General features: G+C 48.0%; 21 protein-coding genes and 1 pseudogene. 2 read left to right on the forward strand and 20 right to left on the reverse strand.

Annotated features, from left to right (window positions below; all coding sequences use genetic code 11):
• Nucleotides 1-59 precede the first annotated feature (59 nt).
• From HDCHBGLK_RS02400 to HDCHBGLK_RS02415, 4 genes are read right to left on the reverse strand one after another with little or no spacing between them, the layout of a single operon-like run.
• Complete coding sequence (locus tag HDCHBGLK_RS02400; RefSeq protein ID WP_004607248.1) at nt 60-1,163, reverse strand: sugar ABC transporter substrate-binding protein; 1,104 nt, start codon at nt 1,161-1,163, stop codon at nt 60-62.
• Between the two features lie 39 nt (nt 1,164-1,202).
• A complete protein-coding gene (locus tag HDCHBGLK_RS02405) occupies nt 1,203-2,147 on the reverse strand; it encodes a carbohydrate kinase family protein (RefSeq protein ID WP_004607249.1) in 945 nt (314 codons plus the stop codon).
• A gap of 2 nt (nt 2,148-2,149) precedes the next feature.
• Nucleotides 2,150-3,097, reverse strand: a complete 948-nt coding sequence (locus tag HDCHBGLK_RS02410; protein ID WP_004607250.1) for an ABC transporter permease — start codon at nt 3,095-3,097, stop codon at nt 2,150-2,152.
• Between the two features lie 17 nt (nt 3,098-3,114).
• Nucleotides 3,115-3,870 (reverse strand): ATP-binding cassette domain-containing protein, encoded by a 756-nt coding sequence (locus HDCHBGLK_RS02415; protein WP_004607251.1) that lies wholly within the window; start codon nt 3,868-3,870, stop codon nt 3,115-3,117.
• A 294-nt stretch (nt 3,871-4,164) separates the two neighbouring features.
• On the opposite strand from HDCHBGLK_RS02415, the pseudogene HDCHBGLK_RS02420 reads away from it, so the two are divergent.
• Nucleotides 4,165-4,447 (forward strand): annotated as a pseudogene (locus HDCHBGLK_RS02420) (sugar transporter); the annotation flags it as partial.
• A gap of 330 nt (nt 4,448-4,777) precedes the next feature.
• On the opposite strand, the gene HDCHBGLK_RS02425 reads toward HDCHBGLK_RS02420, so the two are convergent.
• From HDCHBGLK_RS02425 to HDCHBGLK_RS02450, 6 genes are all read right to left on the reverse strand, one after another.
• On the reverse strand, nt 4,778-5,524 hold the full coding sequence (locus HDCHBGLK_RS02425) for an amino acid ABC transporter ATP-binding protein (RefSeq protein ID WP_004607254.1): 747 nt from the start codon (nt 5,522-5,524) through the stop codon (nt 4,778-4,780).
• Complete coding sequence (locus HDCHBGLK_RS02430) at nt 5,514-6,206, reverse strand: amino acid ABC transporter permease (protein ID WP_004607255.1); 693 nt, start codon at nt 6,204-6,206, stop codon at nt 5,514-5,516. Before HDCHBGLK_RS02430 ends, HDCHBGLK_RS02425 begins: the two co-directional genes overlap by 11 nt.
• Before the next feature lie 23 nt (nt 6,207-6,229).
• Nucleotides 6,230-7,012 carry a basic amino acid ABC transporter substrate-binding protein gene (locus HDCHBGLK_RS02435; protein ID WP_004607256.1) on the reverse strand — a complete coding sequence of 261 codons (783 nt, stop codon included), beginning with the start codon at nt 7,010-7,012 and terminating at the stop codon, nt 6,230-6,232.
• Nucleotides 7,013-7,137: 125 nt separating this feature from the next.
• The gene (locus tag HDCHBGLK_RS02440) at nt 7,138-7,965 is read right to left on the reverse strand and encodes an undecaprenyl-diphosphate phosphatase (RefSeq protein WP_004607257.1); all 828 of its coding nucleotides are present in this window, start codon (nt 7,963-7,965) and stop codon (nt 7,138-7,140) included.
• 15 nt (nt 7,966-7,980) lie between these two features.
• Nucleotides 7,981-8,811, reverse strand: coding sequence for a Cof-type HAD-IIB family hydrolase (locus HDCHBGLK_RS02445; RefSeq protein WP_004607258.1), 831 nt, complete (start codon nt 8,809-8,811; stop codon nt 7,981-7,983).
• Nucleotides 8,801-9,382, reverse strand: a complete 582-nt coding sequence (locus HDCHBGLK_RS02450; protein ID WP_004607259.1) for a hypothetical protein — start codon at nt 9,380-9,382, stop codon at nt 8,801-8,803. Before HDCHBGLK_RS02450 ends, HDCHBGLK_RS02445 begins: the two co-directional genes overlap by 11 nt.
• A gap of 112 nt (nt 9,383-9,494) precedes the next feature.
• On the opposite strand from HDCHBGLK_RS02450, the gene HDCHBGLK_RS02455 reads away from it, so the two are divergent.
• Nucleotides 9,495-10,577: a cell wall hydrolase gene (locus HDCHBGLK_RS02455; protein WP_004607260.1), complete on the forward strand. Its 1,083-nt coding sequence runs from the start codon at nt 9,495-9,497 to the stop codon at nt 10,575-10,577.
• A gap of 73 nt (nt 10,578-10,650) precedes the next feature.
• Here HDCHBGLK_RS02455 and HDCHBGLK_RS02460 read toward each other — a convergent pair whose 3' ends face one another.
• The 10 genes from HDCHBGLK_RS02460 to HDCHBGLK_RS02505 form a co-directional block, all read right to left on the reverse strand.
• Nucleotides 10,651-11,406, reverse strand: coding sequence for an aminoglycoside phosphotransferase family protein (locus HDCHBGLK_RS02460; protein ID WP_039909748.1), 756 nt, complete (start codon nt 11,404-11,406; stop codon nt 10,651-10,653).
• Between the two features lie 312 nt (nt 11,407-11,718).
• Nucleotides 11,719-14,334, reverse strand: a complete 2,616-nt coding sequence (adhE, locus tag HDCHBGLK_RS02465; RefSeq protein ID WP_009248174.1) for a bifunctional acetaldehyde-CoA/alcohol dehydrogenase — start codon at nt 14,332-14,334, stop codon at nt 11,719-11,721.
• A 204-nt stretch (nt 14,335-14,538) separates the two neighbouring features.
• The gene (locus HDCHBGLK_RS02470; RefSeq protein ID WP_004607263.1) at nt 14,539-16,269 is read right to left on the reverse strand and encodes a [FeFe] hydrogenase, group A; all 1,731 of its coding nucleotides are present in this window, start codon (nt 16,267-16,269) and stop codon (nt 14,539-14,541) included.
• Nucleotides 16,263-18,095: an NAD(P)-binding protein gene (locus HDCHBGLK_RS02475; protein WP_004607264.1), complete on the reverse strand. Its 1,833-nt coding sequence runs from the start codon at nt 18,093-18,095 to the stop codon at nt 16,263-16,265. The genes HDCHBGLK_RS02470 and HDCHBGLK_RS02475 overlap by 7 nt, the downstream gene beginning before the upstream one ends.
• 176 nt (nt 18,096-18,271) lie before the next feature.
• Complete coding sequence (locus HDCHBGLK_RS02480; RefSeq protein WP_004607265.1) at nt 18,272-18,655, reverse strand: hypothetical protein; 384 nt, start codon at nt 18,653-18,655, stop codon at nt 18,272-18,274.
• Nucleotides 18,656-18,678: 23 nt separating this feature from the next.
• Nucleotides 18,679-19,914 (reverse strand): ABC transporter permease, encoded by a 1,236-nt coding sequence (locus tag HDCHBGLK_RS02485; RefSeq protein ID WP_004607266.1) that lies wholly within the window; start codon nt 19,912-19,914, stop codon nt 18,679-18,681.
• A gap of 4 nt (nt 19,915-19,918) precedes the next feature.
• Nucleotides 19,919-21,583 (reverse strand): efflux RND transporter periplasmic adaptor subunit, encoded by a 1,665-nt coding sequence (locus HDCHBGLK_RS02490; protein WP_004607267.1) that lies wholly within the window; start codon nt 21,581-21,583, stop codon nt 19,919-19,921.
• Entirely contained in the window at nt 21,576-22,355 is a 780-nt protein-coding gene (locus HDCHBGLK_RS02495) for an ABC transporter ATP-binding protein (RefSeq protein ID WP_004607268.1), read from the reverse strand. Before HDCHBGLK_RS02495 ends, HDCHBGLK_RS02490 begins: the two co-directional genes overlap by 8 nt.
• Nucleotides 22,356-22,499: 144 nt before the next feature.
• Nucleotides 22,500-23,036 (reverse strand): bL17 family ribosomal protein, encoded by a 537-nt coding sequence (locus tag HDCHBGLK_RS02500; protein WP_004607269.1) that lies wholly within the window; start codon nt 23,034-23,036, stop codon nt 22,500-22,502.
• A 111-nt stretch (nt 23,037-23,147) separates the two neighbouring features.
• Complete coding sequence (locus HDCHBGLK_RS02505) at nt 23,148-24,107, reverse strand: DNA-directed RNA polymerase subunit alpha (RefSeq protein WP_025642246.1); 960 nt, start codon at nt 24,105-24,107, stop codon at nt 23,148-23,150.
• Between the last annotated feature and the right edge of the window lie 29 nt (nt 24,108-24,136).

Below are 24,136 nucleotides of genomic sequence, written 5' to 3' on the forward strand. Positions count from 1 at the left end.
AAATGTCCCTTGAGACATCTCCCCATCCTGCCCTAACTCTTTTGGCATGCAATTCTGAACTAATGCCAGTCTGACATCTGATCCACATTGGTAGAATCTACGACTGCCATCGGCGTGCTGTCTCCTACCTTGGACACATCCTGTCCCTCTAAAGCCTTCAGCATGATGATGACTGCCTCTTTCCCCATCAGATATGGTGACATTGCAACGGTAGCGTCATAGGTTCCCTCTTCGATTGCTGCTTTTGCCTCCTCTGTAAAATCAACTCCGACTACCGCCACCTGGTCTTTTACATCTTTTTCTTCTAATGCCCTTACAACTCCAAGCGCCATATCGTCATTGCCGCATGCAATTCCTACGATGTCTGGATTCGACTCGATGATTGCGGCTGCCGCGTCATATGCCTTCTGGGCATCAAAGTCACACTGCTCGACCGCTACAACTTCCATGCCGGCGTCTTCAAAAGTTTCTTTTGCACCATCCCTGCGGGCATCAGACTGTGTTGCGCCTTCGTTTCCCGCGATTACTGCAACCTTGCCTTTGCCATCCGTCTTATCAATGATATACTGAGCGCCCAGAACTCCCTGATTGTAGAAGTCTACGGTGATTTTCGCATCAATCTTGCCGCCTGCTTCTTTTAAGGAATCTTCATTCACTTCATTTCCTGTCGTAATAATCTTTACATCATTCTGGTTTGCCGCAACAATGCCTGAAATCAGGCAATCTTCTGTAAGCGGGGATACCGCGATCGCTTCATAGTCTTTCACAAGCATGTTATTGAGAATGTCGAGCTGGCCTGTGGTATCCGTATCTGAATCTGTAGCCTGCACATCAATTGACACTCCATACTCTTCTGCCGTATCCTCATACCCTTCCTGCATCGTTACCCAGAAAGAATTGGTAAGCGTGCTCTCGATTGCGGCAAGCTTCTTCCCTGTGTCTTTCTCAGGAAGCGGCGCAAGATCTTCATTTACCTGCGCAAGCGCCTTGCCAAATACTGTGTCTGTTGAGACTTCTTTTGTTCCTTCATCCTTTTTCTCTTCCGTCTTCTTTGAGTCTTCCTTGCTGCTGTCTTTTGAATCGCCGGAACCAGAACCGCATCCTGCCGCCAATGTTGCCACCATAGCCACGCAAAGAAGCAGGCTGACTAATTTCCTTTTCATGATCTTTTCCTCCTCGTCATGTTGTTTATAAGTATATCGTTAAAGAGTACTGCTGCCAGACTCCTTAAACTCCAGCACAGCTGCCACATCCGCACGGCTTCTGGACCCCTCCTGCATGCATTTGATCGCTGCGGATGCATTTGCAAATTCAAGCGCTTCCTTCTTCTCCATGCCCTCCTGAAAATATGCATACAGCAGGCCGCCAAGGAAGCAGTCTCCGGCTCCTGTCGTATCCACCGGATCAATCTTATGCGCCGGGACCCTGTATTCCTTTCCGTCATACCACGCGGCTCCTTCATCGCCAGCCGTGCAGATCACGCCTTCTTTTACCTGATACTTTTCCCATACCTTCTTCATGGCCTTAAGGTAGTCCTGCTCGCCGGTAATTTCATAATACCCGTCCCTGCCGCTTACAAATACCGTGCACAGCCGCATCATTTCTTCGATATCTTCCCTGGATGTGCCGCACATTTCCATAAACGAGGGAACGCACTGCATGTTGTAGAGAACCGGCTTCCCCTGTTCCACAGCCTTCTTTGCCAGCCAGAGCGCTGCCTTTGGCGAAAACATGTCATTATAGAAAATATCCATGGAGTCCATAATCTCTTCCGGCAGTTCTTCCGGTATCAGCGTGCAGACCGTATCCCCGGTATTCGCAAAAATACAGTGCTTGCCCCCCGGCGCAGTCAATATATAGGTGTGAAGGGTTGTCCCACCCTTTTTCACTGCTACAAGTTCAGCGTCCACTCCGTCTTCTTTCAGCGTCCTGATAAATTCATCGCCGATATTATCATCGCCAATCTTGCCTGTCTGATAAGACTCCATGCCAAAGTGCGCCGCTGACACGGATACATTGGAAGCGCTCCCGCCCGGGAGCATCTGCTCCTGATTGATCAGGGCAAATCCATCGTCCTTTGGAAGATCATGGCTGTTGATTACGATATCCATGGCAATTGCCCCCAGAGACAACAATTTCTTTCCCATAACTATACCTCGCTTTTCCTTCTTTGATTACTTTCCGATATGAGAACCGATATCAGCAGAATCAGGCCCGTCAGGATTTCCTGGTAATGCGTGGATATGGACAGCAAGGTCAGGCCGTTCTTCATAATATTCAGTATAAAGCAGGCGATGACCGTGCCTATAATGCTGCCTTTTCCTCCCTGCATGCTGGTTCCGCCAAGAATCGTAGCGGCGATGGCATCCATCTCATACCCCTGTCCTGCCAGCGGCTCCGCCGAATTCAGCCTCGCTGTCACGATCATGCCCGCAATCCCGGCACACAGGCCGCAGAAGGTAAATACCATGACCTTGTACTTCCTTACATTGACGCCGGAACGGTTCAGCGCAATCTCATTGGAACCGATAAACAGGCAGTAGTTGCCGAATCTGGTCTTATGTAATAGGATTGCTCCTATGACCGCTATCATGATGGATATGAGGATCGGCATGTTCACAGGGCCGACCTTTCCGCTTCCGATAAATCCGAATTCAGGCCCGAATCCAAAGACTGACTTTGAATTCGTCAATACCAATATAATGCCTCTTATTATGGTCATCGTACTTAAGGTCACTATAAAGGAATTAATCCTCCCATAGGCCACAATCCATCCATTCACCAATCCGATAAAAGCGGCAATCGCAAGCCCCAGCAGTATCGCCGCCGAGGCCGGGAGGCCGGCCTTGATCAGCATTCCCATGCTCATCCCGGAAAATCCGATGACCGCGCCCACGGACAGGTCGATCTGCCCCGCGCAGATAACCAGTGTCATTCCGACAGACAGCACCAGATATATGGCCGACTGGTTCAATATATTCCGACAGTTTTTCCATGAAAAGAAGTAGGGCGACGCTGCCGCCAGCACGCCGACCAGCACGGCCAGCACGATCACTAGTATGACTGTATATGAATAGTTTTTCAGATTCTTCTTCACGATGCTTGCTCCCCCCGCTACGATGCCGTGGATGCTCCTGTGATCATAGCCACCACTTCATCCATCGTCGTATCTTCTGTCCTTAATTCCCCAATGACTTTCCCCTGGCGCATCACGCATATCCGGTCTGATATGTGGAATACCTGGGGAAGATTATGGCTGATGATAATCACCGCATACCCCTGGGCAGCAAGCTTCTTAATCAGCCTTAGCACTGCGTTCGATTCATTCAGTCCCATTGCCGCCGTAGGCTCGTCGAAGATCAGGATCTTCCCGCCCCGGTGGACCAGTCTCGCAACTGCCACGCCCTGGCGCTGCCCGCCGCTTAGATTGCCTACCGGAACCGTCACGTCCGGGATATGGATATCCAGATCCTCAAGCAGTCTCCTCGCCTCTTCATTCATAACCTTCTTCTGTAGGAAACCGCCTCTGGTCCTCTCATTTCCAAGAAACAGGTTTGCGGCCACATCCATCGTATTGCCAAGAGCCAGATCCTGATAAACGGTAGAGATCCCGGACGCGGACGCCTTCCTTGGAGTGAGCCTTTCGTATTCCTTCCCTTCCAGCCTGATGATGCCGCAGTCCGGCTTCAGCACTCCGGAGAGGATCTTTATCAGCGTAGATTTTCCCGCTCCATTATCCCCTACGATCGCCAGAACCTCTCCTCCATAGGCCTTCATTGATACTCCCTTTAACGCCTGGACATGATTAAAACTCTTATGGATATCTTCCGTTTCAAGAAAGGGGGCTTCGCTAACCAATTCCATATTCATTGTAATTTCTCTCCATTAATATATGAAATAAACTTTAATAATAGATATTTTTAATACATAATCATGTTAGCACCGGCATATCTATAAGTAAAATTGATTGTTTCAATAACTTTATAAATGTTATCTATAATTAACTTCCTGAGCAACTACCAAAAACAGACGATTCTTACCCTATTTTTTATATCGCATAAAAACGCTCTATAAATCCATGCCAGATATCACAAAAAGCAATTGGAAATTTTCATCGAACTTGACTATACTTAAGTCATACAAATAATCAGGAGGTAAGAAATAATGTCTATTACAGCAGAAACTGCAAAAGAACATGCAAATGACCCGGCTGTATTATGCTGCCGGGCAGAAGAGGGCATTACAATACAGGCTTCCAACTTGGAAGATCCTGCTATTTTTGACGAGTTAGTGGATTCAGGGCTGCTATCTTTGGATGGCTGTCTGACAATCGGACAAGTCTTAGGGGCAACCCTGACAAAGACAAGCGATTCTTTATGTCCATTGACTGCAGATAACGTAGGGGGCTTCAAAGAGGTAGTTGAGGAAGAAGAGCCTGCATCAGAGCCAGTCGAAGAAGCGGTAGCCGCAGATATTAATATTGGGGGCGCGGTCACCACGATCAAAAATGGAAAAGTTGTTATTTCAATCAAAGAAGGAAAAGATATCTATTTAGAACTTCCTGTTTAATTGACTCTTTCTCCTTTCATTACAGAAAGAGGGTATATTATAAATAACCGGCAATATCCGGCAGCTGCTACATCCAAATGATTCATTTGGATTGCCGGATAGACGCCTTCTATGCCGGTTAAAAAGTTCCTTTCTTGAATCCTTAAGGTTTTGCAAAAAAAGCACCGGACGCGCGTCCGGTGCTTTTTCGTTACTTTATAATACTCTTCTACAATATCTTGGACAGGAACTCCTGAAGCCTCGGATCCTTCGGATTTCCAAAGAATTCTTCCGGGGTTCCCTGCTCTTTGATCTGGCCTTCATCCATGAAGATCACTCTGGTAGCGACTTCCTTGGCAAATCCCATCTCATGCGTGACGACCACCATGGTCATCCCGTCTCTGGCAAGCTTCTTCATCAATTCCAATACTTCACCGACCATCTCCGGATCCAGCGCTGAGGTAGGCTCGTCAAAAAGCATTACATCCGGATCCATAGCCAATGAGCGAATAATGGCAATACGCTGCTTCTGGCCGCCTGAGAGCTGGGATGGATAAGCGTTCGCCTTCTCCTCAAGCCCTACCAGCTCCAGTAGTTCCATTCCCCGCTTCTCAGCCTCTTCCTTGCTCTTTCCTAAGAGTTTAATCGGAGCCAGGGTAATATTCTGAAGAATCGTCTTATGGGGAAACAGATTGAAATGCTGGAATACCATGCCCATCTTCTGACGGTGCTTGTTGATATCCACATTCTTATCCGTAATATCGGTTCCTTCAAAGTATACATGTCCTCTGGAAGGCGTTTCCAGCAGATTCAGGGAACGCAGGAAGGTGGATTTGCCAGAGCCTGAAGGCCCGACGATTACCACTACCTCGCCTTTCCTGATCTCCTCGGAGACTCCGTTAAGCGCATGCAGTTCCCCGAATATCTTATGAAGTTCTTCTACTTTGATCAATACATCTCCGTTATTAGTGGTCACTGCTCCTCAACCTCCTTTCCAGCATATTTACAAGTTTTGTAAATATAAGCACCATGGCAAGGTAGATCAGCGCAACCGCAATCAGAGGCATAAAAGCATCATATGTACGGCTTCTGATAATGTCGCCGCCCTTGGTAAGATCCTGCAAGGCAATGTATCCGGACACGGAAGTCTCCTTTAAGAGAACGATGAACTCATTTCCGAGAGCCGGCAGCACATTTTTAAATGCCTGAGGCATAATGATGTATATCATCGTCTGCACATAGTTGAATCCAAGGCTTCGTCCTGCCTCGAACTGTCCGTTGTCAACGGACATGATCCCGGAGCGGAATATCTCCGCTACATACGCGCCGGAATTAAGGCCAAATGCCATCACTGCCACCAGGACTTTGCTGACATCAGAACTGCCGAATATAACGAAGTAGATGATCAGCAGCTGTACGACTACAGGAGTTCCGCGGATAACCGTCAGGTACAGTTTGCAGATGGCATTCAGAATGCGAAGTTTTCCCGTCTTATCATAGGTAGAGCGCACGATGGCTACCAGGAATCCCAGCACGATACCGATGATAACCGCAAAGAATGTTACCCGAAGAGTGACTCCCAGGCCTTCTGCGATGTATTTCCAGCGTTCATCCGCTATAAAATTGTTATAAAACTTATCCTGTAATGTTGTAAACATACTCTACATCCTTATCCTATGAATTATTCTGCCTTGTCAGCAGAAATGTATTTTGCAACAATCTCGTCGATCTTGCCGGATTCTTTCAGGCTGGCAAGCGCTTCGTTCATCTTCTTAAGCAGGTCGTCGTTGTCTTTTGCAACTGCGATCGCATACTCTTCTTCTGTAAATGCCTCATCCAGAATCTTAAGGCCATCTGCCTCTGCAACGAACTCTTTCGCAGGCTCCCCGTCGATCACGACTGCGTCGATCTTATCCTGCGTCAATGCCTGTACTGCCTCGAATCCTTTATTGTAACGCTCAACTTCTGCATCCTCGATGTCATCTGCATAGATGTCGCCTGTCGTGCCAAGCTGAACACCGATCTTCTTGCCGGTCAGATCATCTGGCCCTGCGATATCGCTGCCTTCTTTAACGATGATTACCTGTGTCGCGGTTGCGTATGTATCTGTAAAATCAACATTCTTCTTGCGGTCTTCTGTCACAGTCATTCCTGCTGCGCCAAAGTCTGCCTTTCCGCTTGTAACAGCCGGGATAATAGAATCAAACGCCATATCCTCGATCTTTACTTCCATTCCCATCTCTTCCCCGATTGCTCTTGCAATATCCGCATCGATGCCGACTACATCGTCGCCTTCGTGGAACTCATATGGCGGGAACTCTGCATTTGTCGCCATAACAAGCGTGTCCTTGGAATCTTTCTTAGAGTCTCCGGAATCCTTAGAATCATCCTTTGATCCGCATGCTGCCAAAGAGAACACGCATGCTGCAACTAATAATACGCTGACTAACTTTTTCAGTTTCATAACTTCTTTCCTCCAGTATATTTAATTTACTATTTGGCGCACTGTGCCTATGAATGCATAAAAATTCAAGCCTAGTACATATTCTATCATGTTTTTCACAAAAAACAAGTATTTTTCTTTATATTTTATGCAAGAAACGTCTGTACCAATGTGACCACTATGATTATTCCTCCCAGAATAATCCTGTAGTAGCCGAATATTTTAAAGTCATGCTTCTTGATATAGCCCATCAGGAATTTGATCGCTACGACAGACAAGCCAAAAGATACCAGGCATCCCAGTATCAGCAGGCCAAATTCCGCCCCTGTAAAATGGAATCCAAACTTCACCAGTTTCAGAAGACTTGCGCCGAACATGGCCGGAATTGCCAGGAAGAAGGTAAACTCTGCCGCCACTTCCCTTGACACGCCGATAATCAGAGCGCCTACGATCGTCGCCCCTGATCTGGACGTACCCGGAATCAGCGCCAGCATCTGGAATATGCCGATCCAGATCAGCATGGAAACGGACAGTTCGGATATCCTCCTTACAGACGGCTTTCTTCCCACGTTACGGTTTTCTACTATTATAAACAACACGCCATAGACGATCAGCATAACTGCCACTGGAAACGGCTTATAAAACAACTTATCCAGGATGTCGTTAAACAGAAGGCCTACGATTCCGGCCGGAACGGACGCGATCAGCACCTTGATCCACATCTGCCAGGTCAGCATCTTCTGCTTGCTGGTCTTTCTCGGCGAGAATGGATTCAGCTTGTGGAAATACAGAACCACAACCGCCATTATGGCTCCCAGCTGGATCACCACGTTGAACATCTCCATGAACGCATCGCTCATGCTTGGCTTAAGCACGTCTCCCACCAGGATCAGATGCCCGGTGCTGCTGACTGGCAGCCATTCCGTAATTCCCTCAACGATTCCAAGAATGATTACTTTTAATACATCTAACATATCTCTCTCCTTTTCTTATTCCAGCACATATTCCTCTATGAATCTGGCAACCCCTTCCTCGTCATTGGATCGCGCCACATAGTCTGCTGCTTCTTTTACCTCTTCTGTTCCGTTTTCCATAGCTACTCCGGTTCCTGCCTTCTGCATCATGTAATAATCATTGGATCCGTCCCCGAAAGCCAGAATATCTTCCCTTCTGATGCCAAGTCTTTTCCCCAGATCAATCAATGCATCCCCTTTATTCACGCCCTGCGCATTAACCTCGATATTCTTATCCAGGGCGCCTGTAACCACAATGCCTGGAATACTTTTTAGTTCTTCTGCCGCCGCATCCCGGTCTTCCAAGGTTGCGAACAGTCCCTGCATCTTATCCACCGCCCGGTCCTCTGCCTCGAACTTGGCACGTACATCCGGCACCGGCCTTCGGGTCGTCACAATATAGTTAGCCATAGGCGAAGACTCTATATAGCGCTCGACATTCTTAAGCGCCTCTTCCTGGGCGTAGCCGATTCCATCATAGTATATCTCCCGAAGCGTATCATAATGTTCGAAGATTTCCAGGACCTTTCTGGCGATTGGCGCGGAAACCAGTTTTTCATATATGGTTCTGCCGGTCCGGGATTCTACCACTCTTCCTCCGTTGGCTGTAATGGCATAGCGTATGCCCGGAAAATGGAGCAGTTCGCCTGGTATGCCGCTCAGAGGCCTCCCGGTAGCCGGAAGAACTACGATTCCCTGGGCAATTGCTTTTCTTAGGATTTCCTTTGTATAAGGGGTAAATTCTTTTTCGGTGGTTAGCAGCGTTCCATCCAGATCCAGCCCGATCATTCTGGCCTTAATCTTCATATGCCGTTAATTCCTTTCTGTCTTTTGAAAACCGTATTAATGTCTTGCTGACCTTATCCTTACTCTGCTCATAAGCATTTTCCCCATGCTCCACCATCTTCTCTACCACCGTCTTCTGGCTTGCCGGGGCAAATAATATGGTATCCTTAGCTGGCACCATGATAACCAGGTCATCTTTTAACTTATCTACGCACACCTGCCAGATATGCTTAAAGCACAGCGCGCTGGCTTCATGATGGCCATCCGCTATAATGCCGAATCCCCCATACCAGGTATTTGCGATCACGAATTCCACATCCCGGATCAGATTCTCGCAGGAAGCGTGATAGAGTTCCTCGATATCGCAATCCGGAGGCAGCATATTATCCTTGAGGACTTCAAATACATCTTCCCCCCTCTTGATTACAAATATAACCGACAGGTCTTCCATAAATGATACCACCAGCGTATCTTTTTCCGAGATATGCTTCCCATTCAGCGCCTGGCTGTCGGTCAGCTCGCTTTTGACCCAAGGATAGATCTTTTCCTTGATGTTTTCATATTTATAATGCTCTTCTTCGTATTTTCTCATCGTCTTTTCCTCTCAATCATACATTCTATGTTCTATTCTAACAAAATTTGCTTTATAAAGCAATTTGTTGTATAATAGATAAGCACTCGCTAGAAAAGGAAAGGATGTGTATATGATAAGTACAAAAAAGAAACGTATATTACGGTCAGCCCTGGCGCTGGTTCTAACCACCGTAACAATAGCTTCTGTGAATACTTCGGTATATTCGGCACCTTCCGCAGAAGAACTGGAAGATACTACCTCCGGCCTGCAGGGTGAATTGGATGATTTGAACAGTCAATTATCGTCCTTAAGCGCTGAACTGGACTCAGCCTCTTCAAAAATTGAAGATTTATCCGCTGATGTAGAAAAAGCCAAGCTTGACCTGGCGGCAGCTCAGCTTAATGAGGATGCACAGTATGATGCCATGAAGGACAGGATTAAGTTCATGTATGAGGGCGGCAGCGCCTCCTTGATTCAGATCTTATTCTCTTCTCAAAATATGGCCGATTTTCTTAACAAAGCAGAATATGTAACAACGATAAGCGAATATGACAGATCCATGCTGGACGAGTTGCGCGATGTGCGTATCAGCGTCGAAGAAAAGCAGTCGGATCTGGAGAGCAAGCAGCAAGAACTTGCTTCATTGCAGGAAAACCTGGAGGCAAAGAAGAATGAACTGAATTCCAAGATCTCATCTACCTCCGGACAGCTGGATGATTATAAATCACAGCTGGAACGCGCAAAGGCCGCCGAGGAAGCCAGCAAAGTGGCACAGAACAATGATATTTCCGGCTCCATTACGCCTCCTGCCAATAATGGTAACAGTAACAACAGCAGCAATTCGAATTCCAACTCTGGTCAGATAGACGCTAACACCAGTGATGTTGCTTTATTTGCTGCTCTTCTTGAGTGCGAATCCGGCAGTTACGACGGCATGCTTGCCGTTGCAACGGTTATTATGAACAGGGTTGCAAGCCCCAGTTATCCCAATTCGATACGCGGCGTAATCTATCAGCCGGGCCAGTTCGGCCCAACCTGGAATGGCAGTCTGAACAGGGTTCTGGCAAGAGGGCCTTCCTCAACAGCCTATTCTGTCGCCCAGGCGGCTTTAGGCGGCGCACGACACTCTGCCGTCATCAATTGCTATTCTTTTAATGGCGCGGCATGGACTGATGTACCGGGAGTCGTGATCGGTGGAAATGTTTTTTATTAGAATTTTCATGGACATATTATGAAGGATTAAATCAAAGGGCATTACTATAGTGAAATAGTAATGCCCTTTTTGTCTATTGATAATCCATCACATCAATCCATTTCATCAGGAAATCTTTCTCCAGCTCATTGTCTTTCTCCAATTGCGAAGCTGCTACGATCGGAAGCCACTGCTGCACGTACTGTCTGGCGGTGTCGCTCTTCTTGCAGAATAGGTTCAGGTACAGATCTGCCGCTTCCTGATCCTTAAGCGCGAACAGAAGATATGTCATTGCCGCATCGGCGCTTGCATTTCCCTGGGTGGCATGTGCCCAGTCAACAACCGTCATCTTCCCGTTCTTTCCTACGAGCACATTGCTGGGATTGAAATCTCCGTGACATAGCTTCGTATGCTTTGGCATGCTTTCCAACCGGGTCAGAAGTTCATATCTCTGAGTAGCATCCAGTTCTTTCAAGCCGTTGATCTGCCTTGCAAGCTTATCCTTCAACTTGTTCAGCAGTGGCGCTTTCTTCTCATGTACCTTCAACTGCAGATCCACGAAATCAGACATGTATTTCTCCAGATTGTCATGGTCGACTTTCATCATCTCTTCCAGCGTCTTGCCATCCTTGTATTCGATGACCAGCGACCACTTCCTGTCGATCTGGGTCACTTCTTTTAACTTTGGTATATCTAAGCCAGTCTCTTCTACCCTTACCGTATTCAAAGCCTCGTTAAAGACTGCTGACTTCGGATGGAAGGTCTCAAATACTTTGACAATGCTATTATCGCATTTATAAACCTCTTTGTAAGGACGTTTTAATATCAGATTACCTTGCTCCAGTTTCATAAGCCATACCTCCTTGTAGTATTTGCCGTTCATTTTTTTGATGGCTTAATTATACACCAGCAGGAAGCATTTGAAAAGAGTTATTTGATATTTTTTTAACTTATTTTTTTATTATATTTTTATTGTTATATATTTAACATATCCGGCAAATTACGTACAAAAAGGGGCGGGTTCTGCACGGGATATGAGCCTTCCGATCGGGCAGAACGCCGGATATATTAATGGATTGGAAAACAGTAAGGGAATTCTTTAATGTAGTTATCAAGACGCAGCAAGAGCACAGCGAACTGCTGCGCTCTTGCTCTTTGATTCTTATTTTCCGTAGTAGCATTTCAGGTAGATTTCCTTGATCTCTTTCATCAGAGGATATCTTGGGTTGGCGCCTGTACACTGATCGTTGAAGGCCTGCTCAACCATGTCATCCAATGTATCAAGGAAGTACTTCTCGTCTACGCCGTAGTCTTTGATCGTCTTCTTGATTCCAATCGTATCTTTTAATTCTTCCAGTTTCTTACAGAAGTTATCGAATACTTCCTGGTCATCCTTTCCCTGGCATCCTGCGAATCGTCCTAGTTCTGCATATCTGGCCTGCGCATGCGGATACTGGTACTGAGAGAATGTTCCCATCTTGGTTGGAACTTCCGCTGCGTTGTATTTCATTACCTCTGTTAGAATTACTGCGTTTGCAACGCCGTGTGGCAGATGATGGAATGCGCCAAGCTTATGGGCCATAGAGTGGTTCAGTCCCAGGAATGCGTTGGCAAATGCCATACCAGCCATGCAGGAAGCATTGGCCATCTTCTCTCTTGCCTCAGGGTCATTGGCTCCATTTTCATATGCAGATGGCAAGTAGTCGAATACTGCCTTTACCGCCTTCATTGCAAGTCCGTCTGTATAGTCGGTTGCCATGATAGATACATATGCCTCGATGGCATGTGTCATGACATCGATACCGGATGCGCTGGTCAGTCCTTTTGGCTGGGTCATCATGTTATCTACGTCTACAATTGCCATGTTTGGAAGCAGCTCGTAGTCAGCGATCGGCCATTTTACCCCTGTCTCTGCGTCTGTAATAATTGCAAATGGCGTAACTTCGGAACCTGTTCCTGAAGATGTAGGGATTGCCACGAAGTATGCCTTCTCGCCCATCTTCGGGAAGGTATATACTCTCTTTCGGATATCCATGAAGTCCATAGCCATATCTTCGAAGTTTGCTTCCGGATGCTCATACATCAGCCACATAATCTTGGCAGCATCCATTGCTGAGCCTCCGCCAAGTGCTATGATGGTGTCTGGCTCGAAAGCCCTCATCTGGTCAGTACCCTTCTGGGCGCACTGTAATGTCGGGTCTGGAGCAACCTCATAGAAGCATGTATGCTGGATTCCCATTTCATCCAGTTTTTCTTCAATTGGAGCAACATAGCCATTCTTATATAAGAAGGAATCCGTTACGATGAATGCTTTCTTCTTATTCATAACTGTTCCAAGTTCATCAAGCGCAACAGGCATACAGCCTTTCTTAAAGTATACCTTCTCAGGTGTTCTAAACCACAGCATGTTTTCTCTCCTCTCAGCAACCGTCTTAATATTGATTAAGTGTTTTACTCCTACGTTCTCTGATACGGAGTTTCCTCCCCAGGAACCGCAGCCAAGGGTAAGAGATGGAGCCAACTTGAAGTTATACAGGTCGCCGATACCGCCCTGGGAAGATGGCGTATTGATTAAGATACGGCAGGTCTTCATTGCTTCGGCATGTTTTGCGATCTTCTCCTTCTGCGCCGGATGTACATACAGAGAAGCCGTATGTCCGTATCCGCCGTCCGCAACCAGCTGCTCTGCTTTTGCAAGCGCCTCATCGAAAGTCTTTGCCCTGTACATTCCAAGTACCGGAGACAGTTTCTCATGTGCAAACTCTTCGGATATGTCAACAGATTCTACCTCTCCGATCAGGATCTTCGTATCTTCCGGAACGTTAACGCCTGCCATCTTCGCAATCTCATATGCGGATTTACCAGGAATCTTGCTGTTCAGAGCGCCATTGATGATGATGGTCTTGCGTACCTTATCTAATTCTTCGCCTTTCTTAAGGAAATAGCATCCGCGGTATGCAAATTCTTTCTTTACTTCATCGTATATGCTGTCGAGGACGGTTACTGACTGCTCGGAGGCGCAGATCATACCGTTGTCAAATGTCTTGGAGTGGATGATGGAACTTACTGCCATCTTAATATCTGCCGTGTCATCAATAATAACAGGAGTATTTCCAGGTCCTACGCCGAGTGCCGGCTTTCCTGCGGAATATGCTGACTTAACCATTCCAGGACCGCCTGTGGCAAGCGTGATATCTGCATCTTTCATTACTGTATTTGTAAGTTCCAGGGATGGAACATCAATCCAGCCAATGATTCCTTCCGGAGCGCCTGCCTTTACAGCAGCGTCCAGCACGATCTTGGCTGCGGCAATCGTACATGCCTTTGCAGCTGGGTGCGGGCTTATGATGATTGCATTTCTTGTCTTCAGACAAATCAAAGTCTTAAATATTGCTGTTGATGTAGGGTTGGTCGTAGGGATGACCGCTGCCACCAGTCCGATTGGCTCTGCAATCTTCTTAATTCCATATGCAGCATCTTCTTCCAGCACGCCGCATGTCTTTGTGTTCTTGTATGCATTGTAGATATACTCAGCCGCATAGTGGTTCTTGATCACCTTATCTTCCACAATTCCGCGTCCGGTCTCTTCCACTGCCTGCTTTGCAAGCGGAATACGCATCTTGTTTGCTGCCATCGCTGCCTCGTAGAAGATCTTGTCTACCTGCTCCTGATTGTATGTAGCAAATACTTTCTGAGCCTCCCTCATCGCCTTCATTTTGGCTTCGAGGGCCTCTACGTTGTCAATGATTTCTGGTACTACTTCCTTCTTCTTAGCCATCTTGATTATCCTCCCTGTGAATGTGTATTCTTCATTACAGCTCATAGTATACGAAATTGTTAATTATTTGTCAATAGGTAATTGATATTTTTTTAACAATTATTTCAAGTTCACATATTCTCCACCAAAAAAGCGGCTCACATGCGGCCAATGTCCTTTCTATCTGACATCAGCCACATGGGCCGCGCTTTCTATCGCTGGATTCTATTCTTTTCTATGCTCAGTATGCAGCAGCATGTGCGCCTTATGGGAATTTGGCTTCTCAAGATATTCATCATATATTCGGATGATGTCCCGATTCTCATGGGAGAACCGAACATTCGCGCCTGCATCCAGCATATACAGATTCTTTCCTCTGTCGTATGCCCTCTCTTCTCCATCGTGGATCGGCTGCCCGCCGCCGCCAACACAGCCTCCCGGACATGCCATGACTTCCACGAAGTCATAATGGACTTCTTCCCGCTCGATCCGCTTCAGCAAAACTCTGGTATTTGCCAGGCCGCTTACCACGGCGGTCTTCACTGTAATATCATCTATCGTGAAATCAGCCTCTACCACGCCGTTATTCTCCTGGAATCCAGGACTTCTGACAACCCGGAACGCATCTACATCCGGATTCTCGCTCTTAAGCAGGTAGTATGCGGAGCGAAGAGCCGCTTCCATTACGCCGCCCGTAGCGCCGAAGATCACGCCTGCGCCTGAGCCTTCCCGCATAGGCGTGTCGCTTTTAATATCTTCCAGCGTATCCGGACTTATATGGGCAGAACGGATCATTTTGATCAATTCCCTGGTAGTGATCACCGCGTCAACGTCATGGCCCGCGTATTCGCCGTAGAACAATTCCATCTCCCGCTCATCCTTCTTGGCTACGCAAGGCATGACAGAGACTGTATAGATCTGTTCCGGGGATACGCCTATTTTTTCTGCAAAATAGGTCTTCATAATGGCGCCAAACATCTGCTGAGGGGATTTTGCCGTTGACAGATACTTCACCATATGCGGGAACTGGGACTTTACGAAGCGTACCCAGCCCGGACAGCAGGAGGTGAACATGGGACGATCCTTCAGTTCGCCTGATGTAAACCGCTTCAAGAACTCTGTTGCCTCTTCCATAATCGTCAGATCCGCGGAAAATGCCGTATCAAATGCATAGTCTACTCCCATTCTCTTGAGCGCGTCCAGAATCTTTCCTACCGTTGCTTCTTCCGGATCAAGGTTCAATCCTTCGCTCCAGGCAGTCCGCACCGCAGGGGCTACCTGTGCGATCACGATCTTATCCGGATTGGCGATGGCATTCCATACCTTCTCCGTATCGTCCCTTGCACGAAGCGCGCCTACCGGGCAATGGGTAATGCACTGGCCGCACAGAGAGCAGTCCGCCTCCTCGATGCATCTGTGGCCGCCTACGTTGATGGTCGTCCTTGACCCTGTGCCTTCCACATCCCATACGCTAAGTCCCTGTATCTTATCACATACCTGTACGCAGCGCATGCATTTGATACATTTGGAAGAATCGCGAATCAGAGGAAAGTTCTTATTCCATGGCTGTCTCTCGATCTCGGATTTATACGGATTATCAAATATGTTCAAGTCGTTGGCAACCTTCTGCAGGCTGCAGTTGCCGCTTCTTGGGCAGGTCACGCATTCACAGTCATGCTGTGAAAGTATCATTTCTACCGTTGTTCTTCTGTGGCGGCGCACCTTCGGGCTGTTAGTATGGATCACCATTCCATCTTTTGCCACATTGTTGCAGGAAGTAATCAGACGATCCTTTCCTTCCAGCTCCACCACGCATACCCGGCAGGCCGCAATCTCGTTGATGCCCTTCAGGTAGCACAGTTTTGGGATCGGTATTCCATTTGCCGCGGCAGCCTCCATAATGGTGGTATTCTCTTCTACAGATATCGCTTTTCCATCAATTGTAAGATTTACCATAATGTCTCTCTGCCTCCCTTAAATATGCCATAGCCAAAATGGTCGCACCGCAGGCAGCGGGATGCTTCCTGCTTTGCTTCCTTCTCGGTCATGCAGTTCTCTACGCCCTCAAAGTCGCATACCCGCTCGCAGGCCTCACGTTCTGTAAGGTTAACCCTGCCACAAGGAGTACGGTCCTCCAGATGGGCTTCAGGGATCTCTACATCACAGGAAATCTCATGATGGTAACCCAGATACTCATCGATGTTGGCTGCTACCACCTTCGCAGCCGCGATCGCCTTGATTACGGATGCCGGCCCGCTTGCGCAGTCTCCTCCGGCAAATACCCCTGGCATATTCTCGAACGCTCCCGAACTCTTCGTGACAATCTTGCCCCGTTCTACCGGAATTCCCGATTCCTCAAAATGGCGGGTCTCGATATTCTGTCCAATCGCAACGATCAGCACGTCGCACGGGATATAGACATCCTCCTCGCCAGTAGGCTTAATGCTTGCCCTTCCGTCGCGGATCGCGCTGACCATCTGCGGCGTTACATAGATGCCTTTTACATGGCCTTCTTCATTCACATCAATGGCTGCCGGTGCCTTTAGCGTCTGTAATTCAATGCCTTCTGCCACGGCACCGTCTATTTCCCCAGGAAGAGCCGTCATATCGGCAACCCTTCTACGATAGACGATGCTTACCTTCTTGGCTCCCAGCCGCTTTGCAGTACGGACTGCATCCATGGATACGTTGCCGCCCCCGATGACCGCAACCTCCTTGCCGGATAAGTCCATAATCTCATTCTTTCCTACATTCCTGAGGAACTGGACCGCTGACAGCACTCCATCGGCATCTTCCCCTTCCAGCCCCAATTTCTTGTCCGTGCTGGCGCCGATGGTGATCAGTACTGCGTCATACTGCTTGCGCAGTTCCTGGATGGTGATATCCTGGCCAATCTTAAGACCGTATTTTACCTGGACGCCCGTCTTCAGAATGCTGTTTACATCTTCCTCCAGCCGGTCTTTTGGAAGGCGGTAGTTCGGTATACCGTAGCGAAGCATTCCCCCTAGTTTTGGAAGCATCTCGTATACGGTTACCTGATGCCCCATCAGCTGAAGATAATAGGCCGCGCTCAGTCCTCCCGGACCACCCCCGAGTACGGCTACCTTCTTGCCAGTGCTTTTCGCGCATGCCGGCGGATCCACTTCCCCTGCGAAATCCGCCGCCACTCTCTTCAGTCCCCGGATATTGATGGAATCGTCCACCATGTTCCGTCTGCATCTTGCCTCGCATGGATGCTCGCATATAAATCCGCATGTGGTAGGAAATGGATTGTCCTTGCGGATCAGCCGGATGGCATCCGCATACCGCCCTTCCCCGACCAGGGCCACATACCCCGGTATATCTACGTGCGCCGGACATAAGGATACGCATGGAACCGGCTGGTTATATGTACATGTGCAGCGTCCGTTCTTAATGTGCTCCACATAATCGTCCCGGTATCCGATCAGCCCCTTATACACCATGTTAGCCGCCTCGTATCCTATGGCGCAGTCTGCCGACTCCATGATAGACAGGGCAGTCTGCTCCATGATATCCAGCGTCTCCATGGTTGCCTTTCCATCAAGAACGTCCTTGATGAAATGATTCAACTGCCCCAGGCCGATTCGGCATGGCACGCATTTGCCGCATGTCTGCGCATGGCATAACTCCAAAAATGCCCGCGACAGGTCCACCGGACAGAGTCCCGGAGGACTCGACTCAATTCTTCGCTCTAAATCCTTATATAGTCCTTCCATGACTATCTTGGCTCTTTTCGGCGAAGCAATCTCTAACCTACTCATTGTAACATTCCCTTCTTCATTAGTTATTCTGCTATTGCAGTTAATTCTATATTATAGCACTCTGTTTTTTTTCTTGTAAGTAGTTTTCCATAAGTAGATTATTTAACTTTCTGGTCATAATTTTAACGAAAATGAGGGCAAAGGTTTCCCTCTGTCCTCATGCATTTTTCCGTGCTTTACTCTTTTGACTGATACAGCCCCCACCAGTACAGAAGCGGTATGATATATCCAAAGACTGTGACAAATGTAAACGTGCCGTCAACGATAGTCATTATGGTGGATATAACCATCAGGCCTGTATAGATACCTGCCGTAATAACGGCGCCTTTATAGTTCTTTCCGCCTCTTCCAAAGAATCCCGCCAGGATGCAGCAGATCGTGCTGATAAGCGATGTCGCGATATTCACAGGATTCATAGCAGCATCGATCAGGCTCTGGTCAATCAGTCCACTGACTTTTGACATGGTGGCATATCCGATGATGCTGAACACCAGCCCCAGTATTCCGAAGATAATCATCAATATGGATACCACTTTCAATAATTTGTTAGGTTTAAACATACTCTCTTCCTCCTTGATACTCTTTAGATTTGTCTTAGTGCTTCTATCGGGCTCATCCTTGCCGCCTTTCGCGCCGGATAGATACCGAATAGGATCCCTACGCCGCAGGAGAATCCTGTGGTGAGAAGGATTGCTGACAGTGACAGCCTTGCTGACAGGCCTCCTATCTTAAGCGCGGCCACTCCATAGGAGATTCCCGCTCCTATAAGAATGCCGATAATTCCTCCGATGCCGGACAGTATCGCCGACTCGCATAAGAACTGTACTACGATAGAAGAGGTCTTTGCGCCCAGGGACTTGCGGATCCCTATCTCCCTGGTTCTTTCGGTTACCGACACCAGCATGATGTTCATAACGCCGATTCCGCCTACCAGCAGGGATATGCCGGCTACAAAGGCAATAAAGGCCGTCACGCCGTCCAGGACAGCGCCCAGCGTGCTCGACATGTCCAGTTCCGCCTGCTTGCTAAACAGGTTGTCGCCATCATTCATATGTCTGGAATCCAGTACCTGGCAGGCCGACTTTGCCACAGAATTAGCGCTCTGGCCGGATTTCAGGTACAGGGTTGCCGCGGAGAAATTCCCCGGGGCCTCCCCCCATGCTTCCGAGACGGTATATGGCGTCTCTATATAGATGGGCATCTTCATGCCAAACATCTCCATTGCCTCATTATTTGCTGCAATCAATTCATCGTCCATATCCCTGACACCCATAACCTGGAACGTGACAATGGTGCTATCCACCGTCACATCCAGTTCCATGCCTACAACATCCATATTTCCGAACAGGGCAATGGCGCTGCCTTTATCGATGACGCATACCGGGCTTGCATTCTGCATATCATCTTCGTCAAAATACGCTCCTCTTACAACCGGATCCTGAATTGGGTCCTTGCCTGCATCCGGCGTCGTGAGTGTCAGATAAGCGTCAAAACTGCCCTTTCTGGTAGCAACGCTTCCCTGGCTGCTGGCGCTGCCTACCACGCCGTCTACGCGGTCTGACAGCCGGTCTTTCATCGCCTGCATATCCTCCCAGGTGATCAGCTGGAGATTATCCGCCTCCTCTTCATCTACCTTGACTGTAACGCTTTTCGGCTCATCCGTCTCCATAACATCCGCTTTTAATCCATTTCCAATAGAGATAATGGTAATGACGGATGAGATGCCGATTATGATTCCCAGCATGGTCAGGAACGAGCGGCCCTTATTCTCCTTAAGATTATACAGAGCCATCTTGATATATTCGCCAAACTGTCCCATCCTATCACTCCTTATCAGCCGTGTCGGCTTTCATGCCTGCGTCAGAGGCCTTCATTCCCTCTTTAATGCTGCCGGAAGTATCTGATACGACTTCGGTGCCTTCCTTTAAGCCTTTGACGATCTCCACCTTGCTGTTGGACGCTATGCCAAGTTCTACAAACTGTTTCTTAACTGTCCCATTCTGTATAATATATACGAAATTCCCATCTGTAGAAGTGTTCACCACTTCGTTTGGCAGGCATACCACATTCTTTTTCTCGTCCACGGTTATGGCAACCTTGCCGCTGACGCCGATTACGATATCATCATCTGCATTATCGATGCGTATCTTCGCCCCGATCGTGGGATTTCCCTTTTCATTGGGCAGCGCGATCTTATCTACCGATACCAGAGTTCCCTTATAGGAGGACTTTCCAATCTTGATTGTCGCCTTGCTGCCGCTCACCAGATTATCAAAGTCATTGGCCGGCACTTCCAGAATTACATTCACGCTCTTGTTATCCACAAGTGTAAATAACTCCATTCCCTGAGCCGCCTCATTTCCTTCCAGCGCCTTCACATCGGATATGATACCGTCAAACTCTGCCTTCAATCCCTCGCGTCCCTTTGCAAGCAGCTCCTCTGTCGTCAACTGGGCAAGTTCCGCCAGATTCTCCGTCGTCCTTAAGTTATTCAGCTGCGCGCCTGTAAGGCTGGTATCCGCAGGCACGCTGCGACTGTTTTCCATCTCTGCCAGGCTGGCTTTCAAGGAGTCCAGTTCCGCCTGTGCCTGGATCAGCGCCTCGCTCACGCCCCCGTCATCGGTAGAGCCGATGCTGTTATATTGCTGATCTAAGGCCCGGTACTTGGTTGACAGGTCTGCAATCTCATTGGTAAGTATATTGGCCTTATTCAGCGTATCTAAGTATCCAGGACTAGTACTGTCCATTCCATCCAGTTCCCGCTGAAGATTCTCCAATTTCGCCTTTTTCGCGTCCTGGGCGTCCAGGTTCTTCTGCATCTCCCCCTTCAATTCCGCCGCTTTCTGGGCATTGGCTGCCGCAGCGCTTCCTGCGCTTTGCGCCGCCTGGGTAAGACTGTCTATATCCGCCTGCTTCTGTTGTATCTGAGCCTTAAGGCTCTGTATGCCCGCTTCCACCTGTGCCTGGGTCTGTGCCTGAGTCTGCGCTGCCCTGCCGCTCTGCTCGATCGCATCCTGGCTGCTGTACTTCGCGGATAGCGTATTCAGTTCCGACTGCTGGTTATCCCGTTCCAGATTCGTCGTATCAAAGCTTACCAGAAGATCCCCTGCCTTCACCACCTGGCCTACCTTCACATTGCACTGGGCAATCGGGGCATTGACCGGGCAATAGAATACCTTCTCCTTATCGCTGCCTACCGTTCCTGTGGTGTTATATACCTGTCTGACGTCTTCTCTTTCCGCCTTTACCGTCTCCATCTGGCCGCCTTTGTCGGCCTTCTGTCCGGATGCCATCGCTCCGGCGACTCCGATGACTGCCACAACGCCGATCACCGGTATGATGGCCCATGGCGGGAGTTTCTTCTTCTTTCCTGCCGGCGCTGCAATTGCCTCCAGCTCATCCAGAGAATCGAAGTCTTCCATATCTTCCAGGCCTGCTTTTGCCTGCATCTGTAATTCTTTATCTTCCTTCTTGCTCTTCTTAAACATCCGCTTCTTCCCCCTTGCTTGTCATAGCCTCTCCTGTCAGATCCTTGCCCGCCAGATTCCTGCCGGTATCGTCATCGCTGGTATAATCCTCGTTGATATAGTCTTCCACAATCTGTCCATCCTCCAGCCTTACGACCCTTCTGGACTGGGCGGCTATGTCCGGGTCATGGGTGATGACGATCACCGTCTTGCCTGCTTTATGCAGCCCTTTCAATATCTGGATAATCTCGGCAGTAGAATGAGAGTCCAGATTGCCGGTAGGCTCATCTGCCAGAATCACCGGTGGCCTGGCCGCTATTGCCCTGGCCACCGCAACTCTTTGCTGCTGGCCCCCGGACATCTGGGACGGCCTGTGCTTCATTCTCTTTTCAAGCCCTACCATACAGAGCGCCTTCTTGGATACCAGCCTTCTTGTCTTCCTGTCTATTCCTCTGTATATCAGCGGGAGTTCCACATTCCCGATCGCATCCAGATTCTGTATCAGGTTAAATCCCTGGAAGATAAATCCAATCGTCCGGTTCCGGATCTCCGAGAGTTCATTGTCCGTCATTGACAGGACATCCTTTCCATCCAGATAGTATTTCCCTGCCGTAGGAATATCAAGACACCCCAGCATATTCATCAGGGTAGACTTGCCAGAGCCCGAGTGTCCGATAATTGCCACAAATTCGCCCTCGCAGATGGTAAGGCTCACGCCGTCAAGTGCGCGGACTTCATCCTCTCCCGGATTATAAATCTTATACATATCCCTAATCCGAATCAATTCTTTCATAATTTTTCCTCATCTACGCTTCCGCTGTTCTAATGTATTAATACAATTAATTATACACAATATAGAAAATATTTCAAGAATAAAACAAAAAAATTAAAAAACGCACCCTGATTTCTCAGGATGCGCAATATTTTATACCTGCGATTATACAAGTTCCAAAAGAACTTCCATTGCTGCATCGCCTTTACGCTGGCCAATCTTAACGATTCTTGTGTAACCACCTTTACGGCTCTCATACTTTGGAGCGATCTCATCAAAGAGTTTTGCAACAAGGTCAACTTCCTTGGTGTTCTTCTTCCTTCCAGCTGGCGTTGCCGGAACGTCTTTTACCGGGTAAAGAACCTTCAGCATCTGACGACGTGCATGAAGCCTGCTTGGAAGATCCTTCTTGATCTTCTTGTCAACTTCATCGTATACGGTAACTTTCTTGCCGTCTACAACTTCTTTGACTCTCTTGCCGTCTTTGTCCTTACGGGCAACTTTTGCCTTTACGGTAACTTCTTCGAAGTTATCCTTTTCTTTTACAGCTAATGCAATAAGGCCTTCTGCAATCTTGCGTACTTCTTTTGCCTTTGCCTCTGTGGTAACGATTCTGCCATTGTTGATCAGCGCTGTTACCTGGTTTCTAAGTAATGCTTTTCTCTGGCTTGAAGTTCTGCCGAGTTTTCTATATCCTGCCATTTTCTAATCCTCCATTAATTAACACTTGGTTATGCTTCATCGGGCTTACTAGCCAAATGCTCCGCCGCGCTCTTTGGGCTTACCGGCGGAAATTGTCTGTTTAGTTGTATCCTATTCTTCGCCATGACTCAGGCTTAAGCCTAACTCATCTAATTTTGCAAGTACTTCTTCCAGAGACTTGCGTCCCAGGTTACGTACCTTCATCATATCTTCCGGAGTCCTGTTTGTCAGTTCCTCTACGGTATTGATTCCTGCTCTCTTCAGGCAGTTGTAAGAACGAACAGATAACTCTAATTCGTCGATGCTCATCTCAAGCACTTTTTCTTTCTCGTCATCTTCCTTCTCAATCATGACTTCGGCGGCCTGAGCCACTTCAGACAGATCGATGAAAAGTTTCAGATGCTCGCTCAATACCTTTGCCGCAAGACTGACTGCCTCGTCCGGAAGCAGTGTGCCGTTGGTATATACGTCTAATGTCAATTTGTCAAAGTCTGTAATCTGTCCAACACGTGTGTTCTCAACCGTCAGGTTAACACGTTCCACTGGGGTGTAGATAGAATCAATCGGAATTACGGCGATTGGTAATTCGTCGTTTTTATTCTTGTCAGCGCTAACATATCCCCTGCCTCTTGTAATGGTAAGTTCCATGTAGAGCTTGCTGTCTGCCCCGCCATTCAATGTTGCGATAACTGTCTCAGGATTCATGATTTCGATATCCTGGTCAACCTGGATATCGGCTGCGGTAACCACGCCTTCTCCTTCGAACTCGATATAGGCTGTCTTCGGCTCATCTGTCTCAGATGTGTTCTTGATAGCCAGTGACTTCAAGTTCATGATAATCTCAGTAACATCTTCCTTAACACCCGGAATCGAACTGAACTCGTGAAGAACGCCGTCAATCTTCACCTGGCTGATAGCTGCGCCCGGCAGTGAAGATAGCATGATTCTTCTAAGAGAGTTTCCTAACGTTGTACCGTAACCCCTCTCAAGAGGTTCTACAACAAATCTTCCATACTTTTTATCTTCTGAAATCTCAGTTATTTCAATATTGGGTTTATTAAAATCAAACACTAAGTCCACCTCCTGTGGTGTTACGGGTT

The organism is [Clostridium] scindens ATCC 35704 (genome assembly GCF_004295125.1).
GTDB classification, from domain to species: domain Bacteria; phylum Bacillota; class Clostridia; order Lachnospirales; family Lachnospiraceae; genus Clostridium_AP; species Clostridium_AP scindens.

Coding starts and splice junctions, on each gene's coding strand:
- HDCHBGLK_RS02400 (WP_004607248.1), bottom strand. CDS start 1,163: ATGAAAAGGAAATTAGTCAGCCTGCTTCTTTGCGTGGCTATGGTGGCA.
- HDCHBGLK_RS02405 (WP_004607249.1), bottom strand. CDS start 2,147: ATGGGAAAGAAATTGTTGTCTCTGGGGGCAATTGCCATGGATATCGTA.
- HDCHBGLK_RS02415 (WP_004607251.1), bottom strand. CDS start 3,870: ATGAATATGGAATTGGTTAGCGAAGCCCCCTTTCTTGAAACGGAAGAT.
- HDCHBGLK_RS02430 (WP_004607255.1), bottom strand. CDS start 6,206: ATGTTTACAACATTACAGGATAAGTTTTATAACAATTTTATAGCGGAT.
- HDCHBGLK_RS02435 (WP_004607256.1), bottom strand. CDS start 7,012: ATGAAACTGAAAAAGTTAGTCAGCGTATTATTAGTTGCAGCATGCGTG.
- HDCHBGLK_RS02440 (WP_004607257.1), bottom strand. CDS start 7,965: ATGTTAGATGTATTAAAAGTAATCATTCTTGGAATCGTTGAGGGAATT.
- HDCHBGLK_RS02445 (WP_004607258.1), bottom strand. CDS start 8,811: ATGAAGATTAAGGCCAGAATGATCGGGCTGGATCTGGATGGAACGCTG.
- HDCHBGLK_RS02450 (WP_004607259.1), bottom strand. CDS start 9,382: ATGAGAAAATACGAAGAAGAGCATTATAAATATGAAAACATCAAGGAA.
- HDCHBGLK_RS02455 (WP_004607260.1), top strand. CDS start 9,495: ATGATAAGTACAAAAAAGAAACGTATATTACGGTCAGCCCTGGCGCTG.
- HDCHBGLK_RS02460 (WP_039909748.1), bottom strand. CDS start 11,406: ATGAAACTGGAGCAAGGTAATCTGATATTAAAACGTCCTTACAAAGAG.
- adhE (WP_009248174.1), bottom strand. CDS start 14,334: ATGGCTAAGAAGAAGGAAGTAGTACCAGAAATCATTGACAACGTAGAG.
- HDCHBGLK_RS02470 (WP_004607263.1), bottom strand. CDS start 16,269: ATGGTAAATCTTACAATTGATGGAAAAGCGATATCTGTAGAAGAGAAT.
- HDCHBGLK_RS02475 (WP_004607264.1), bottom strand. CDS start 18,095: ATGAGTAGGTTAGAGATTGCTTCGCCGAAAAGAGCCAAGATAGTCATG.
- HDCHBGLK_RS02480 (WP_004607265.1), bottom strand. CDS start 18,655: ATGTTTAAACCTAACAAATTATTGAAAGTGGTATCCATATTGATGATT.
- HDCHBGLK_RS02485 (WP_004607266.1), bottom strand. CDS start 19,914: ATGGGACAGTTTGGCGAATATATCAAGATGGCTCTGTATAATCTTAAG.
- HDCHBGLK_RS02490 (WP_004607267.1), bottom strand. CDS start 21,583: ATGTTTAAGAAGAGCAAGAAGGAAGATAAAGAATTACAGATGCAGGCA.
- HDCHBGLK_RS02495 (WP_004607268.1), bottom strand. CDS start 22,355: ATGAAAGAATTGATTCGGATTAGGGATATGTATAAGATTTATAATCCG.
- HDCHBGLK_RS02500 (WP_004607269.1), bottom strand. CDS start 23,036: ATGGCAGGATATAGAAAACTCGGCAGAACTTCAAGCCAGAGAAAAGCA.